Annotated in this window: 17 protein-coding genes; 12 read left to right on the top strand and 5 right to left on the bottom strand. The window is 32.5% G+C overall.

The genetic code is table 11. The features are described from left to right. Positions 1-331 precede the first annotated feature (331 nt). Positions 332-1,006 (bottom strand): bifunctional (p)ppGpp synthetase/guanosine-3',5'-bis(diphosphate) 3'-pyrophosphohydrolase, encoded by a 675-nt coding sequence (locus AAGD53_RS06355; protein ID WP_341762614.1) that lies wholly within the window; start codon positions 1,004-1,006, stop codon positions 332-334. 545 nt (positions 1,007-1,551) lie between these two features. On the opposite strand from AAGD53_RS06355, the gene AAGD53_RS06350 reads away from it, so the two are divergent. From AAGD53_RS06350 to lptB, 10 genes are all read left to right on the top strand, one after another. Beyond that, on the top strand, positions 1,552-2,844 hold the full coding sequence (locus AAGD53_RS06350; protein WP_341762613.1) for an NAD(P)H-binding protein: 1,293 nt from the start codon (positions 1,552-1,554) through the stop codon (positions 2,842-2,844). Next, complete coding sequence (locus AAGD53_RS06345; protein ID WP_341761690.1) at positions 2,844-3,311, top strand: DUF2269 domain-containing protein; 468 nt, start codon at positions 2,844-2,846, stop codon at positions 3,309-3,311. Before AAGD53_RS06350 ends, AAGD53_RS06345 begins: the two co-directional genes overlap by 1 nt. Positions 3,312-3,518: 207 nt before the next feature. Then, complete coding sequence (xth, locus tag AAGD53_RS06340; protein ID WP_341762612.1) at positions 3,519-4,298, top strand: exodeoxyribonuclease III; 780 nt, start codon at positions 3,519-3,521, stop codon at positions 4,296-4,298. A 328-nt stretch (positions 4,299-4,626) separates the two neighbouring features. Next, positions 4,627-4,932 (top strand): RNHCP domain-containing protein, encoded by a 306-nt coding sequence (locus tag AAGD53_RS06335; protein WP_341762611.1) that lies wholly within the window; start codon positions 4,627-4,629, stop codon positions 4,930-4,932. Between the two features lie 326 nt (positions 4,933-5,258). Beyond that, entirely contained in the window at positions 5,259-5,954 is a 696-nt protein-coding gene (locus tag AAGD53_RS06330) for an outer membrane beta-barrel protein (protein WP_341762610.1), read from the top strand. Between the two features lie 150 nt (positions 5,955-6,104). Then, complete coding sequence (locus AAGD53_RS06325) at positions 6,105-6,713, top strand: outer membrane protein (RefSeq protein WP_341762609.1); 609 nt, start codon at positions 6,105-6,107, stop codon at positions 6,711-6,713. A gap of 63 nt (positions 6,714-6,776) precedes the next feature. Then, positions 6,777-7,733 (top strand): SIS domain-containing protein, encoded by a 957-nt coding sequence (locus AAGD53_RS06320; RefSeq protein ID WP_341762608.1) that lies wholly within the window; start codon positions 6,777-6,779, stop codon positions 7,731-7,733. Continuing rightward, positions 7,733-8,395: an LPS export ABC transporter periplasmic protein LptC gene (gene lptC, locus AAGD53_RS06315; RefSeq protein ID WP_341762607.1), complete on the top strand. Its 663-nt coding sequence runs from the start codon at positions 7,733-7,735 to the stop codon at positions 8,393-8,395. The genes AAGD53_RS06320 and lptC overlap by 1 nt, the downstream gene beginning before the upstream one ends. Positions 8,396-8,477: 82 nt before the next feature. Beyond that, positions 8,478-8,849 (top strand): LptA/OstA family protein, encoded by a 372-nt coding sequence (locus AAGD53_RS06310; RefSeq protein WP_341762606.1) that lies wholly within the window; start codon positions 8,478-8,480, stop codon positions 8,847-8,849. A 23-nt stretch (positions 8,850-8,872) separates the two neighbouring features. Next, positions 8,873-9,610 carry an LPS export ABC transporter ATP-binding protein gene (gene lptB / locus AAGD53_RS06305; RefSeq protein ID WP_410521100.1) on the top strand — a complete coding sequence of 246 codons (738 nt, stop codon included), beginning with the start codon at positions 8,873-8,875 and terminating at the stop codon, positions 9,608-9,610. Between the two features lie 487 nt (positions 9,611-10,097). On the opposite strand, the gene tyrS is transcribed toward lptB, so the two are convergent. From tyrS to AAGD53_RS06285, 4 genes are all read right to left on the bottom strand, one after another. Continuing rightward, positions 10,098-11,333, bottom strand: a complete 1,236-nt coding sequence (gene tyrS / locus AAGD53_RS06300; protein WP_341761554.1) for a tyrosine--tRNA ligase — start codon at positions 11,331-11,333, stop codon at positions 10,098-10,100. A 107-nt stretch (positions 11,334-11,440) separates the two neighbouring features. Then, positions 11,441-12,346 carry a protein translocase subunit SecF gene (secF, locus tag AAGD53_RS06295; protein WP_341762605.1) on the bottom strand — a complete coding sequence of 302 codons (906 nt, stop codon included), beginning with the start codon at positions 12,344-12,346 and terminating at the stop codon, positions 11,441-11,443. A gap of 16 nt (positions 12,347-12,362) precedes the next feature. Continuing rightward, a complete protein-coding gene (locus tag AAGD53_RS06290; protein ID WP_341762604.1) occupies positions 12,363-12,599 on the bottom strand; it encodes a GapR family DNA-binding domain-containing protein in 237 nt (78 codons plus the stop codon). A gap of 286 nt (positions 12,600-12,885) precedes the next feature. Then, complete coding sequence (locus tag AAGD53_RS06285; protein ID WP_341762603.1) at positions 12,886-13,626, bottom strand: transposase; 741 nt, start codon at positions 13,624-13,626, stop codon at positions 12,886-12,888. Between the two features lie 604 nt (positions 13,627-14,230). Here AAGD53_RS06285 and AAGD53_RS06280 point away from each other — a divergent pair. Next, positions 14,231-15,232: an NAD(P)/FAD-dependent oxidoreductase gene (locus tag AAGD53_RS06280; RefSeq protein ID WP_341762602.1), complete on the top strand. Its 1,002-nt coding sequence runs from the start codon at positions 14,231-14,233 to the stop codon at positions 15,230-15,232. After that, positions 15,232-16,116, top strand: a complete 885-nt coding sequence (locus tag AAGD53_RS06275; protein WP_341762601.1) for a bifunctional 5,10-methylenetetrahydrofolate dehydrogenase/5,10-methenyltetrahydrofolate cyclohydrolase — start codon at positions 15,232-15,234, stop codon at positions 16,114-16,116. The genes AAGD53_RS06280 and AAGD53_RS06275 overlap by 1 nt, the downstream gene beginning before the upstream one ends. Positions 16,117-16,156 lie beyond the last annotated feature (40 nt).

Genomic DNA, 16,156 nt, shown 5'->3' with positions numbered 1-16,156 from the left:
ATCGCGAGGCGTTGACAGACGCCGTGGCGATCTTATGAAGTAAACTCTTCTTCACAAGATTGCCACATCGTCGCTTACAGCGACTCCTCGCTAATAGACGGTTTAGGGCTTACAAAGCTCATCGCAATGACGATTTCTTAACTTTCGACAGTTATGGACGTTATTCTAGACAGTAGAGTTTACTATTACCCACAAATATTTATAGAGTTATAGTCAATTGATGAGAAGTTGGTGACGTCGTCACTCGCCTATTACATATAGGCGTCGTTCCATCGCTCCTAGCACCAAATCCTCCTGAAGTGACTATAGCCAACCGCCAACCTTGGATTAATTAGACAAAATTTCTCTCTAACGGTTCTACATTATTTATTTCTTTTATAAATTGTTCTTGTATTGTTTGCAAGTTATCTTGAAAATTATCCCAAAAATTTTTAATTTCTTGTTCGTAAGCAACCAGTTCAGACATAGTCCAATTAAATTGTTCAAAAAGTTTATATAAATTATTTAGTCCGATGTGAAGAACAATTATATTAAGTAATTCTGGAGAAAATAATTTTTTTATCCTTGCTTCTTGTGCTTCTTTATATTCACCATGATTAGCGATGCCAAACTCTGCTATATCATGCATTTGACTAGTCCGTACTTGTATTTCCACATTACGTCTAGATGTACCAATAGTAGTCACAATATGCAAGGAACTATAGCCGTTATCTTTGGGATTAACAATATAGTCTTTATATTTTTCATGGTTACTAGGATATATATCATTAATAATATCCAGTACTTTATAACAGTCTTCTAGCGTATCAACTATAATTCTAAAAGCAATGAGGTCAGTTAATTGATAAAAACCAATACCTTTTCTTACCAACTTCTTTACGATAGAATAAGGGTCTTTTAATCTGCAAGATATCTTCGCTACTATAAAATTCTCTTGCAATTTAGTACTAATAATATCAGTGATATTGTGTAAATTATCAATATCCTCGTATAACATAAAATGCATACTGTTACTTTAATTATTGATTTAGATTATTATATATACTTTACTATCAAGAATTCGCAAGTATTTACGAAGGCAATTCTTCAAAAGCATCGAATATACCTGTAATATTAATAAAAACTATTACCCTGTCAAGATCAAATTATTAATTTATAAATAAGAAAGAGCTTCCAAATGATATAATTTGTTAAATAATTTTTATATCGAATTGAGATTAATGTACTTAGTGTTTAGTTATTTTATGTTATTATAACCTCAGTTTTGGATTAAAATTTTTAATTTTAATCCAAAACTGGCTATAATATCAGAAAAATGCATTCTTGAAGCGCTTCTACGAATGCATTTTAATCTATTATCGCTAATAATCTTATTTTTATTTATATAAAAATAAGATTATTAGCAAATGAAATATTTAACAATCAGGCGTCAAACCGCTTTAAGCCTGATTGTTTACTTTCTCATTCCAATTTCGGATTAATGAAATTAATCCGAAATTGAGGTTTATACAATCAGTTGATTTGAATTTGCTATGTTATAGAGAGGATAGGGTGAAAGTTTTAGTAGTAGGTGCTAATGGTTTTATTGGTTCATATATCACCGCTGAGTTATTAAAAGATAATCATGATGTAGTTTGTGCAGTTAGAGATATAAAAGCTACTAAAAGAAAATTCCCTAACCTAGAAATTTTAGCTTGTGATTTTAACAATGATACTGATCAACAAAAGTGGCTTAACAATTTACAAAATATTGATGTAGTCATTAATGTATCCGGAGTGTTAACTTCAACTAATAACAACAAAATAGAGAATGTTCATTTCTTTGGTCCAAAAGCTTTATTTGATGCATGTATTTTAGCTAAAGTAAAAAGAATTATTCATATTTCAGCTCTTGGTATAGATAATGAGAAAACTACTGACTATGCTATAACAAAGAAAAAAATTGACAATTATTTAAAAACTTTAAAAAATATTGATTGGGTGATTTTACAACCATCGCTTGTGTATACAAGTGGTTGTTATGGAGGCACTTCATTATTTAGATCTCTTGCAGCTTTACCTTGGTTTATTCCTTTAATAGGAGATGGATCACAACAATTCCAACCAATACATATGGATGACTTAACTAAAGTGGTTGTTAATTGTACTAAAAGAGAAGGAAAAATTTGTAGAGTATTAAAAATAGTTGGTCCAGAAATAGTTACAGTAAAAGATATATTGATTAATTTTAGGAGCTGGCTTGGTCTAGACACTGCCAGGCTAATAAAGATTCCTTTAATATTCATTAGAATTGCAGCTAAGTTAGGAGACTTTTTTAGTATAGGACCACTTAATAGCACTTCATATAATATGTTATTACAGCCGAATATTGCAGATAAGAAAGACTTTATCAATTTTACTTCTGTTGTTCCAAGAAGTTTTGAGCAAGGATTAGCCACTGAACCTCTTACTGTCCAATCACTATGGCATGCAAGACTTTTTTTGTTGAAACCACTATTAAAAATCATTTTAGGTTTATTTTGGATTATGACAGGCGTCATTACAGGGGTTTTTACTTCAGAACGAGGTCTGAAAATAATAACAGAGTTAGGATTTAGCAAGCAAATTGCACAAGTTATGTTATATTCAAGCTGTCTTGCTGATATAATTCTTGGAACTCTGATGATGATCAAGCCAAGAATTATAGGAGTATGTATACTACAGATTTTATTAATGCTAGCTTATACATTTTTTCTAACCTTTCTTAAGCCTGATTTATGGCTAGACCCCTTGGGGTCACTTACTAAAAATATTCCCATAATACTTCTTACTCTTGTCCTACTTGCTATAGAAAAGGATAAATAATGGATTGGTATTCTGTCGTCAAAACTATTCACATCATTAGCTCTACTATTTTGTTTGGTACAGGTATTGGTATTGCTTTTTTTATGTGGTGGGCGAATAAAACTGGGGATTTAGCAGCCAAAGTTTATGCAGCACGTACTACGGTTATTGCCGATTTTCTCTTTACTACCACTAGTGCTATTATTCAACCAATTAGCGGCATAATATTAATCAATATAGTTGGATATGATTTCTTTGATTTATGGCTTGTTTTAACTTATTTAGGATACGCTATTACAGGAGCATGTTGGCTACCAGTAGTATGGATTCAAATACAATTACGGAATATTGCAGTCAGAACATTAAAAAATAATGAGCAATTACCAGCACAGTATTATAAATTATTTAATTTATGGTTTTATCTTGGCTGGCCAGCATTTATCAGCCTAGTTATTATTTTCTTTTTAATGGTTTTTAAGCCGATGTAAAATTCGGTGAAATTATCGAAACAATCAGATTTGAGGCTGCTCTGCATCTGATTGTTAAATCATGTCATTGCGAGGAGGCCGTAGGTCGACGAAGCAATCCATATGACAAGCTTCATGGATTGCCACGCTCATGTACATTCGCTCGCAATGACGTGTAGAGAAGGTGTATTTACTAATATTAAAGCCAATTTGGGATAAGAATTAGAAATGAAAATAGCTACTTGGAATATTAATTCTATAAGAATAAGACTACAACATTTACGGGACTTTTTAACAGAAGTAGATCCAGACATTGTTTTGTTACAAGAAATCAAGTGTGAGACTGATAAGTTTCCTTTTGATGAACTATCAGATCTAGCGTATAATTTCTATGTGTATGGTCAGAAATCCTATAATGGTGTGGCTATCTTATCAAAGTTTCCAGCTGATGAAGTGGTAAAAGACTTTCCGGGTATTAATTGTACTAATCAAGCACGGATTATAGAAATATCTCTACAAACTCCTATAGGTTTTTGTAGTATCACTTCATTATATGCACCTAACGGTTCATTGGTAGGTAGTGATAAATTTAAAATGAAATTAGAATTTTATGACAATTTAATTAATTACTTCGAATCCAAGAGATCTCTTGATACTAAGGTGATAGTTGGAGGAGATTTTAATATTGCTCCTTTTGATATTGACGTATACTCCGCAAAAGAGTTACAAAATATTACTTGTTTTACTAGTGAAGAAAAACAACGACTGAGAATTATTTTAAATTCTAGTTTTGAGGATTTATATAGATTATCAAATCCTACTAAGCAAGAATTCTCTTGGTGGGATTATAGAGCAGGTTGCTTCGAACAAAATAAAGGTATGCGTATTGATATGATACTTGCATCAAGCAATGTTGCAGATTATCTAAATGATTGTTACATGCATTATAGTTTACGAACAAAAATTAAGCCTTCTGATCATATACCCGTTGTTGCTATCATTAGTTAACCTCAAATATCGATGTATACTCAGGTAGAACTTCAAGAATTGGCGTTCCCGCGACCAAAGCACAACTGTTGAAAGTTAAAAATCGTCATTACGAAGCGTTGTTATAAGGCTTAAACCGTCTATTAGCGAGCGAACGTACGTGAGCGTGGCAATCCATGAAGCTTGTCATATGGATATCATACTTTTAACTTACAATTGCTTCGTCGACCTACGGTCTCCTCGCAATGACGGTTTTTTAACTTTCAACAGTTGTGGGGTGTTCCCTGCGTAGGTAGGGGGTCTAAAAAAATAGCATGTGTTGCCAAAAAAAATTAAAAAAAGTTAAAGAATGGTTACAAAAAGGTTTTACAGAAATAAAGAAGATTTTATTTGTGAGATATGTAGTGAATTGGTACAAGGAAATGGTTATACTAACCATTGTTCAACATGCTTCTACAGCAAGCATGTGGATATTAACCCTGGGGATAGAGCTTCTAGATGTAACGGACTAATGCAGCCAGTTTCCTATAAACTCGATAGTAAAAAGGGCATAATTCTAACCCATAAATGTCTTAAATGTGGAGAATATAAAAATAACAAGCTTGCGAACACAGATAGCGTAGAGAATTTGCTAGATATTTTCAGTTATGCCTGAATAAATTAGGGATAAGAATTGACAAATTCTTATCCTGAATTCGCGTAATATCAGGGCAATGGCATAAATTCTATCACCATTACTATGGCTTAAACATTTGCGGGTTAACTATAGATCAGTCTATTGTGTTTTTATTACCACAAAGTATCTCTATAACACTATTGATTAATGCTCATAATAGTTTTTAGTTTGCCCTAAGGGAAATAGTATGCTATATATACCGAACTAGGTGGTCTAAGTGGGATTTGGAGAGATTTGTGTTTCACGGGCCTTATTTGAGAATCTAATAAGGGGATTCTTGTCTATATAATTTAAGGAGAAATATTATGAAAAAGTTGTTTTTAATCGCTGCTACAAGTACGGCTCTTTTAACTTCTGCTACATCTTTTGCAGATGTAGGGCAGTTTTATATTAAAGCCGAAGGTGGTGCGACTAAGTTGAATAATACGAAAATGAAATGGGATGATGTTGAAATAAAGAAAGAAGATAGCTTGAAATTAAAATCTAAAACTAACGCGATTTTGGGTCTTGGTGCTGGTTATTATGCCATGGATAATGTTAGAGCAGAATTGACACTTGATTTCCTAGTCAATCCAGAATTTACTAATTCTATATCTAAAACTTCGGGTGCAACTGAAAAAGCGACAGCTAAAGGACAAGTGATGTCATTATTGCTCAGTGGTTATGTTGATTTGTATGATGCAGGTTTTGCTAAATTCTTTGCCGGAGCAGGTATTGGTATGGCTCAAGTAAAAGAAAAGATAAGTGTGGAAAGAACTAAAGACAGTAAAAAGCTATCGGAAGGTTCTGTAACTAAGAAACCCGCTAATAATTTTGCTTATCAGTTGACTGTTGGTGCTTCTGCTAATGTGGCTGATGGTGTGAATGTTGAGCTTGCCTATAGCTGGAGAGATTATGGAGAATCAAATTCTAAAAATAAAGATAAGAAGGAGACTGTAAAACTACCTAAAACTGCTTACAGAGGTCACAATTTAATGGCTGGCTTAAGATTTGATATCTAATAGTAAATAATTTATAGATTTATTATTTTTGTTCTACAAAAGAAGAGGGCTTTTAGTAACCCTCTTCTTTTGTTATTTGTAGGGTGATCTTGAAAATAAGCTAGCGGATTAGTTTAATTTATAGTAAGCTGTAAATTAAAAAATAGAATTATGAAACATTTACTCTTAGTAACGATTACAGCTATTTCACTTTTATTCTCTGTTTCCTCTTTGGCTATTGAAAATCAATTTTATTTGAAAGCAGAGGTTGGGGCGAATAAAATGGCTAATATTAAGTTAAATGATAAAAAATTAAAGCAAAATACCGCTATGTTTCTTGGCGGAGGTTTGGGTTATTATATTCTAAATAATGTTAGAGCTGATCTCATGCTTGCTTGGATTGCTAATCATCAATCTAAGCATTCTTTTGCCGGTACAGACTCAAAAATTAAGCCTCAAATTGCTACTTTAATGCTTAATGGTTATGTGGATATTGTTGATATAAGTATTTGTGAATTTTTTGTTGGTGCTGGTGCTGGAGTTGGTCAACTGAAAAACCAAATTACTAAGAATAATGGTGTATCAGTTTCTAGTGGTAAAAAAAATAACCTAGTCTACCAGCTTACTCTTGGAGCTGCTACAAAGTTAGCCCCAGGAGTAAAAGTTGAAGCAGCTTACAGTTGGAAAGATTTTGGTAGCACAAAAGAAATAAAAAATCATATTAAATCATTAGCATATAAAGGTCATAATGTATCACTCGGCGTCAGGCTTGATGTGTAATATGTTCTAATATTCTGTCATTCCTCTAGCTACGACAACATCATTGAACAATTCGGACACTATATGAAAATACCATACCATTGTGATGTTGCCAAAAGGGTTATATTAAAAGAATCTGCTGCATTAGTTGAATTATCTAATAATATTCCTAGTGATTTTAACAATATAGTAGATTATATAATTAACTATAAAGGTAGGATTATTTTAACCGGCATAGGAAAGAGTGGTTATATAGCTCATAAAATAGCAGCAAGTTTTGCTTCTACCGGTACGGCTGCTTTTTATCTGCACCCAGCTGAGGCTAGCCACGGTGATCTTGGTATGGTAACTGACAATGATGTAGTATTCATGCTGTCTAATTCAGGGGAGACAAAAGAATTATTTGATATAATGAAATATTGTAAGAGATTTTCTATAAAAATAATTGCCATGACTATGAATGCCAACTCTACTATAGCAATCAATAGCGATTTCCTATTATTAATACCAAGAATCAATGAAGCATCTTATATTGCCGCTCCAACAACTTCTTCAGTAATGATGTTATCTCTTGGAGATGCACTTACTACTTCTGTACATGAAGCACGAGGTTTTTCTGAAGATGATTTTCGGCTGTATCATCCTGGAGGAAAGATTGGAGCGAATCTTATAAAGGTAGAGAGCTTAATGCGGGTGAAAGATCAGTTGCCTTTAGTATATGCTGATACCTCATTTACCGATACTATATTGGTTATGAATCAAAAGAGTCTTGGATGTGCTATAGTGGTAGATAAAGATTTGAGTTTGGTTGGTATTATAACAGATGGAGATTTGCGTAGACATATTAATGATAAAATAGATATGAAGTATGCAAGCGATGTAATGACTTCTAACCCAAAACAAATTTCTCCTTCGAAATTAGCGGGAGAGGCTTTAGGTCTAATGAATAGTAAATCGATTACTAGCATACCAGTAACTGAAAATAATATGGTGATTGGTATTGTTCATATCCATGACTTACTTAGGGCAGGAATCAGCTGATGAATGTTCATAATAATGTTGGTAATATTATGGTTAAGATTCCCTTCATAGATAAAGGTAGTAGTGCTATCATTTCATCTTATAGACGTTCAATTAGTTTATCAAAGATCTTATCTTGTTTAGGAATAGTATTAACCTTATATTTTATTTATATAAATTTAAATCCTATCAGTAATAATGCAAAATCAACTGAGGACAATAGTAGCAATAGTGCTTTTAATCCAAATGATAAAGATTATGAAATAAAAATTTCAAATTCAATTTTTAAGGGGTTCAATAAAAACTTAAATCCTTACCAGATTCAGGCTGTGCAAGCAGTTAGGACTTTAGGTAATCAATATAAACTAGAAGAAATTAATGCTACATATAAAATAAATGATAACAAAGACTTAGTGATCAGTGCAAAAAATGGTATATTAAATGAGAGTAGTCGCATATTAAAATTAAAAGATGATGTACAGTTTTTTTTAGGAGAAAGCACATTAAAAGCACAAGAAGCCCAACTGAATCTACTAAATAAAGAAACATATAGTAACACAGGAGTGGTATTATCTTATAAAAATTGTAAAATTACTTCTAATAATTTTAGTGCTACACATGATAATGATATTATAAATTTCAAAGGTAATGTATCGACGGTTATTGATGTATCGGATTTTTAGCATAATTTGCTATGTATTGTTTTTTCTAATCATAAGTTCATCCGTAGCCTATGGGAAACATCCGTACTCAAAACATTCGAGTATGGATAGATTATATATTCATTCTGACAATTTAGTAATTGATCAAACTAAGAATCAAGCTTGTTTTACAGGAGAGGTGATTTTGTGGTTTGATGATATGATGGTAAAAACAACTAATTTAGAAATTTTTTATAAAACAGTTGATAATAAAAAAACTATTGATTACATCTCCATACCGTCAAGATTGATTGCTAAGAGGAATAATAGTCAAGAGTTACTAACTGCTACTTCTGCAAAATATTTTGTAGAAAGAAAAGAACTAGTACTGCTTGGTGATGTAATAGTACAGAATAAGGATGGTATTATAAAAACTGACAAACTAGTATATTATACGGAACTCAATAATATAGATTATACCAAATCAAAAAATTAGTTATGTAAGAAATTTTTTAAAGTATGCCGCATTTAATAATAGAGAAATTACAAGTAAGTAGTATTTCAAAATCTTATAATAAGAGAGTGATCCTAAACGACGTATCTCTTCAATTAAAAACAGGAGAAATAGTTGGTCTTTTTGGTCCAAACGGTGCAGGTAAAACTACCTGTTTTAGTATTATTATAGGACTTACCAAACCAGATAGTGGAGCATTATTTTATAATGATCATGATATTACTCATTTACCAATTTATTTAAGAGCTAGGTTTGGCTTTAGCTATCTTCCTCAAGGACCATCAATTTTCCGTGGGCTATCTGTAGGAGATAATATTAGATTAATGCTAGAGGTTTTAGAAAATGACCAAGAAATTATCGAACAAAAAACATTAGATTTGCTTAAAGAATTTTCTATTCTTCATCTAAAAGACATGCCAGCAATAGGACTATCCGGCGGAGAAAGACGTAGGCTAGAAATCGCAAGAACAATAGCACTAGATCCCAAATTTATTATGCTTGACGAACCACTTGCAGGCATTGATCCGTTAGCAATTGAGGATCTTAAAAATTTGATTGTTCACTTACGTAACCGCAATATCGGCATCCTAATTACCGATCACAATGTTAGAGATACTCTTAATATAGTTGACAGAGCCTATGTTATTTACGAAGGAAAAGTCCTATTAGAAGGAACTCCACAAGAAATAGCCACAAGCTATCAAGTAAAGGAAGTATATCTAGGGCAATCTTTTTGTTTGTAATAATAGACTTCCTGCATAAATCAATCTAGTTGGTGATTTTGTCGTCGAAATTCGCCTTCGCTCCTCACGTACGTCTGTGTACGCTGCGGTGCTCGGCTTCGTTTCTTCTAAAAATCCCTCAACTATTTTTGACTTATGCAGGAAGTCTAATAGACATACTGTAATTGTAGGTAACCATACACTTTAAATTATCTATCCTATAACTTACAAAATCTTATACCTATTTTCAACTATTTTCTTTCAAAACTTAAATACTCGTGAACGGTTACACCTCGACTTGGTAATTCCTGCTACTATCATGATTTTGATTCTATCGTCTATCAACTCTTCATTTACGAGCAGTATACTTCATTATTTTAGAACGAAGTCAAAGTTCAGAAAGAACAGCTTCAAAAATAAATTAAGTTCAATTTAAACAGGAGTCATTTTACAGGATATCTATACATGAAAAAATTACCAGCAGAAGTAGATATTTTTTAGCTTACTATTATGTCAACCTGATCAACACATATTTTTTCTTACCTACGGATATCTTAATAACTTGGTTGTCCTGCATAAAGATCAAATCAATAACCATGTTTTCGTCTTGGATTAATTGATTATTGATTTTTGCTCCAGCCCCTCTAATCAACCGACGTCCTTCGGATTTTGATTTAGCAAGACCTGCTTCATAAAGTAACTCATATGCTGGAATACCTAGAGCTAACCTCCCCTGTTCTAGATAAATAGTTGGTAAATTGCAATCAATTTCTCCTTGTTCAAAAAGCTTGGTAGCTGTTTCTAAAGCTATCATAGCTGCCTCTTTACCATGACAAAGTTTAGTTAAATTAAAGGCTAATTGCTTTTTGGCACTATTAATATCAGATGCACTAAGTAAGATAAACTCTTGCATGGCATCTTCTCCTAACTCACTATATAATTTTGCGAACTTGACCACATCTTGATCTTCACAATTCCGCCAATATTGATAATAATTGTACGGGCTTAACATATCCTCATTTAGCCACACAGCTCCACCAACAGACTTGCCCATTTTGTTGCCAGAAGCAGTTGTTAGTAAGGGAGTAGTCATACCAAAGACTTCATTACCTGTTAGTTTCCTTGTAAAATCAACGCCCATTACTATATTACCCCACTGGTCACTACCACCTATTTGTAAAGAACAACCATATAGTTTATTTAAATGATAAAAATCGTAGGCTTGTAGCAACATATAATTAAATTCTAAGAAACTCATATGTTGCTCTCTCTCTAAACGTAATTTTACAGAGTCCATAGATAACATACGATTCACAGAAAAAAAACTACCAAAATTGCGAAGAAAATCTAAGTAATTTAACGATTCTAGCCAATTTGAATTATCAACTAATATTGCATCATTTTCCCCAGTACCAAATTTAATAAATTTTGATAATGATTTTTTTATACCTTCAGCATTTTGGGCAATTTCTTCTTTTGTTAAAGATTTCCTTGCCTCATCTTTACCAGTAGGATCACCAATTTTACTAGTTGCCCCTCCTAGGAGTACTATTGGCTTATGACCATATTGTTGCAATAAACGCAGTATCATAATTTGCATCAGACTACCTACATGTAAAGATTGTGCTGTACAATCAAAACCAATATAAGCAGAGATTTTGCTGTTTTTCATTAGCTCTGTTAGTTTTTCTAAATCAGTACATTGATATAGAAAACCTTTACTATCAAAATCTTTAATAAACATTTTTAAAACTAATTTTTTTTTAATATTTATTATTTTGTAGCAGAATTGAAGACCTCTACTTCAATTTTGCCACTCAACTTTTATCCAAAAACTTGAAAATTGATTTATCAATTCTTCAAGTTTTTGAAGTAGGTCAATATAGGAGCAGATATAAAAATAGATGAATATGTACCAACTATTATACCAAAAAACACTAATACACTAAAACTATAAATAGCTTCCCCACCAAATATTACCAAAGCTAGGTTTGCGAGTAAGGTTGTAACAACTGTTAGAATAGTTCTAGACAGAGTTTCATTAATACTCAGATTAATAATTTGTGGCATTACTTTCTTATGTGATTTACGTAAATTTTCTCTGATTCTATCATAGATAACTACTGAATCATTCACAGAATAACCTATTATGGTAAGAATAGCAGCTATGGAGCTTAAATTGAAGTCTAGCCTCATTACACTCATAAAACCTAAGCTTAGTATGGCGTCATGTAACAAAGCTACAAGTATACCAAGCCCAAAATACCACTCAAATCTAACCCAAGTGTAAACCATTATGGCAAGAAACGAAAGAATTAGTGCCGTTATTCCTGATTTTATCAGTTGAGTACCAACTTGTGGACCAACAAAATCTACTTTACGGTACTCAAATTTATAAGGAAATTGGTTTTTTAAAGTTGATTTTATAAGATCAATATTTTGCATTAAAGTATCTTCACTATTGCTGCCAACTCGTATTGACAAATCATGCTGATTACCAAAATTTTGCAATATTACTTCACCAATCTTAAGGTTATTAAGTACTTCACGCATTTTGGTTAAATCAGGGTCTTGATCAAGCCGCACTTCTATAACAATCCCACCAGCAAAATCAATACCAAAATTAAATTTGTAAATCCCTATCCAAATAATACTTACAAGAGATAAAATAATGGATATCGTATAACTTACTTTTTTAAATTTGATAAAATCCAAGTTGATTTTATCAGGTAAAAGCCTTAATGGATATAATTGCATTATTGAATTCTTTAATTTATATACCGAGAGCTTGTCTATACAATTCTAAGATCGCATCTTGTTCAGCTAGCTTATTTTTATCAAGTTTTTTTAATTTTAACACCGACTTCATAGCCTTGGTATCAAAGCCACTAGAGCTGGCTGCATCAAATATATCTTTTATTGCTTCAGATAATTCAGCTTTCTCTTGTTCAAGTCCTTCTATTTGATTTATATATTGTTCTAATTGTTCTTTAGCTATCACTTCTGTCATAAAATTCAAGTTTATTGTTTATCAAAAATTGTATACTCTTCTGCTTTGAAGAATTGTTTTTTGAAAATGTCATGGATTCGCATGCTCACGTACTATATGTACGTTCCGCTTGCTCACCATTCATTTTCAAATCCAATTCTCCAAATCATTTGAGTATAATATGGCTAGTATATATTATTTTATCAAGCCACTAAGTAATTTATAGATAATTTTGCTATAAATGCTAGAAAAATCTTTAGATTAGTTACCCCAGCATCCGTAATGGAAGTCAATAAAAAATAGTAACTTAACATAAATTTTCATTCCAAGAAGAATTATTTTTTACAATAGAGTGCATAAAAGCTAGTAATTTACGCATAACAGCAACAAGAGCAACTTTTGCTGGTTTATGTTTAGCAATTAAGTGGTCATAAAAATTGCGTAAGCACTTATTACATCGTAAGGCAGCTACTGCAGCCATATAAAGAACTCTTCGAAGATTACCTCTACCTGCAAAAATACTTCTTCTACCTTTATAACTACCACTTTCTCTAGCAAAAGGAGCAAGACCTACTAAAGATGTTAACTGCCTAAAAGTAATATTGCCAAGCTCTAGGGCTTCACATATTACAGTGCTAGTAAGAGTAATGCCAACTGCTGGAATAGAAGTAAGCCGATCAATTTTATCCTTTATTTCTTGAGCTTGAGAAATTAATTCTTTAATACTGTCATCAATCTCTTGTAATTGTTCTCTTCTTTTTAATAAAGCATGTAACTGTTGTTGGCTATTACTATCATAAGTAACATTCACTGGTAAAGCAAAGCACGTTGCATAATCATGCAACAATTTACTATCGATATTATCAGTTTTAGCAAGCCATCCTTTAGCTTTAGCATAACTACGCACTTTATTAGGGTGTACTGTAGCAAAAGGCAATTTATTTATTTTTAAAAATTCTCTTAAATTATGTTCATATCCACCAGTAGGTTCAAAGACAACATTTAATTCAGATAAGACAGGATAGTATTTATTAATAGTGCTAAGCATAGTAGTAAAGCCATGTTGGTAGCTGGTATATAGATACTTAAAGTTTTTTTACTAACGTCCACACCAATATAAGTTGTTGCCATATAGAGCCTCATGATTTATATTAATAATAGGATACGCTACATACTCATACGCAAGGTTTAAACCTTATGACATCCGTTTGTAGTCTTTATCCAAACAGGATGGGTCTTTGCTCAGGTACGAAGTCTTTAAAATTCAAAGCTTCAATTCGAGATACAGTTTACCCATCCTGCCACTATATATAACTGATCATGTTATATTTATCATGGTTTTTTTTATTGTATGAATTCGTGATAAGAATTAGTTAATTCTTATCACGAATTGGCTTTAATATAAGGAAAAATGCATTCTTAAAGCGGTTAACGCGAATGCATTTTAAACCTTTCCAAAGCTAGAAACATGATTTTAATCTTTTAAAATCATGTTTCTAGCAAAATATTAATTTAACAATCAGATGCAGAGCCGTCTCAAATCTGATTGTTTCGATAATTTCACCGAATTTGGGATAAGAATTGACAAATTCTTATCCCAAATTCGCGTGTTAAGAGTTTGACTATTTTTTTATTTATAAAAATTTTATTTTATGCACAATACTGATATTATAATAATTGGTGCAGGTCCAGTTGGTCTATTTGCTATTTTTCAAGCTGGGATGCTTGGTATGCGTTGCCATGTTATTGACTCCCAAGAGATAATAGGAGGCCAATGCAGCCAACTTTACCCGGAAAAACCTATATATGACATACCAGCATATCCTAAAATTATGGCAGAAGAGTTGATAGCACAATTGGCATTGCAAGCACAACCGTTTGATCCGGTTTATCATCTAAATCAGCAAGTAGTGCAGTTAAAAAAAAAAGAGGGGCAATTCCAAATTACCACTTCTAAAGACATCCTAGTTACTGCTAAGGTTATTATTATAGCTGCTGGATGCGGCTCTTTTGGACCTAACAGACCTCCATTACCTAATATAGAAGCATTTGAGGGAAAATCAGTATTTTATTTTATCAATAACCGCAATAGTTTTGCCAACAAAGAAATTGTAATAGCTGGTGGAGGGGATTCGGCTGTAGACTGGGCAATATCACTCTCTGAAATTGCTAAAAAAATATATTTAGTGCATAGGCGTGAGAAATTTCGGGCGGCGAATGAAAGTATAAGGCAACTCAAAGAACTAGCAAATAGTGGCAAAATTGAGTTAGTAATTAATTATCAACTGGACCATTTAGTAGGAAAAGACGGCAAACTAGAAGCAGTCAACGTCAAAGATTTTGAGGGAAATATTTGTACTTTACCCGCGAATATTTTATTACCATTCTTCGGACTTGCCCAAGAATTGGGCCTCATAAAAAATTGGGGATTAAATCTCAAAACTAATCATATAGTTGTAGAACCTTCATATTTCGAAACAAATATTTCGGGCATTTATGCAATTGGCGATATTGCTAGTTATCCTGCAAAATTAAAATTAATTCTTACTGGTTTTGCCGAAGCAGCTAGCAGCTTACATCACGCCTATGGCAGGGTATTTGAGGGTAAGGCCTTACACTTCGAATATTCAACTACCAAAGGAGTGCATAAATAGTGAATGAACGTAGTAATATAATCAATGGCAAATATGTTGCAGAACAAATATTATCTAAGTTAAGGGCAGAGATTAATTTAATCAAGGAACAACACAAGTTAGTACCAACCCTTGCTATTATACTAGTGGGTGATAACCCAGCTAGTAGTATATATGTAAGAAATAAGATCAAAGCAGCAGGAGCAATTGGTATGAACGCCTTGCAAATAAATTTGCCCAATGAAATTGATATTGACCATATGCTGCATGAAATCAGTATGCTCAACAATGATTCAAATATTTCTGGAATTATCGTACAACTTCCTCTACCTGAACATATCAATAAAAATTTAATCTTATCTGCCATCGATCCTAGCAAAGATGTCGATGGTTTCCATCCTATAAATGTTGGTTATCTACATAGTAACTCAGGCAATGGCTTTATACCTTGCACGGCTCTTGGTTGCATTGATTTACTTAAACAAGTTGAACCAAATTTAGCTGGAAAAAATGCTGTAGTTATAGGGCGTTCTAATATTGTAGGTAAACCATTATCAGCTTTATTACTTAGAGAAGATTGTACTGTGACTATATGCCATTCAAGAACTCAAAATTTAAGTTCTATAACTTCCCGTACTGATATAGTAATATCTGCTATTGGATCTCCTTTAACACTAACAAAAGAATATTTCAGTCCTAACTCTATAGTTATTGATGTTGGTATTAGTAAACTTCCTAATAGCGACAAGATGGTAGGAGACATTGATTTTACCAATGTTGTTGATAAAGTGAGATATATAACCCCAGTTCCAGGCGGTGTTGGACCAATGACTGTCGCTTATTTGTTAAAGAATACACTTAAAGCAGCGAAACAAAATATAACACATATTAACCCCAATTCGTGATAAGAATTAACTAATTCTTATCACGAATTGGCTTTAATAT

The sequence above is a fragment of the Candidatus Tisiphia endosymbiont of Melanophora roralis genome (assembly GCF_964026575.1).
GTDB lineage: Bacteria > Pseudomonadota > Alphaproteobacteria > Rickettsiales > Rickettsiaceae > Tisiphia.
The sequence above is the reverse complement of the archived record's forward strand: the minus strand, read 5'-3'. Positions and strand labels throughout refer to the sequence as shown.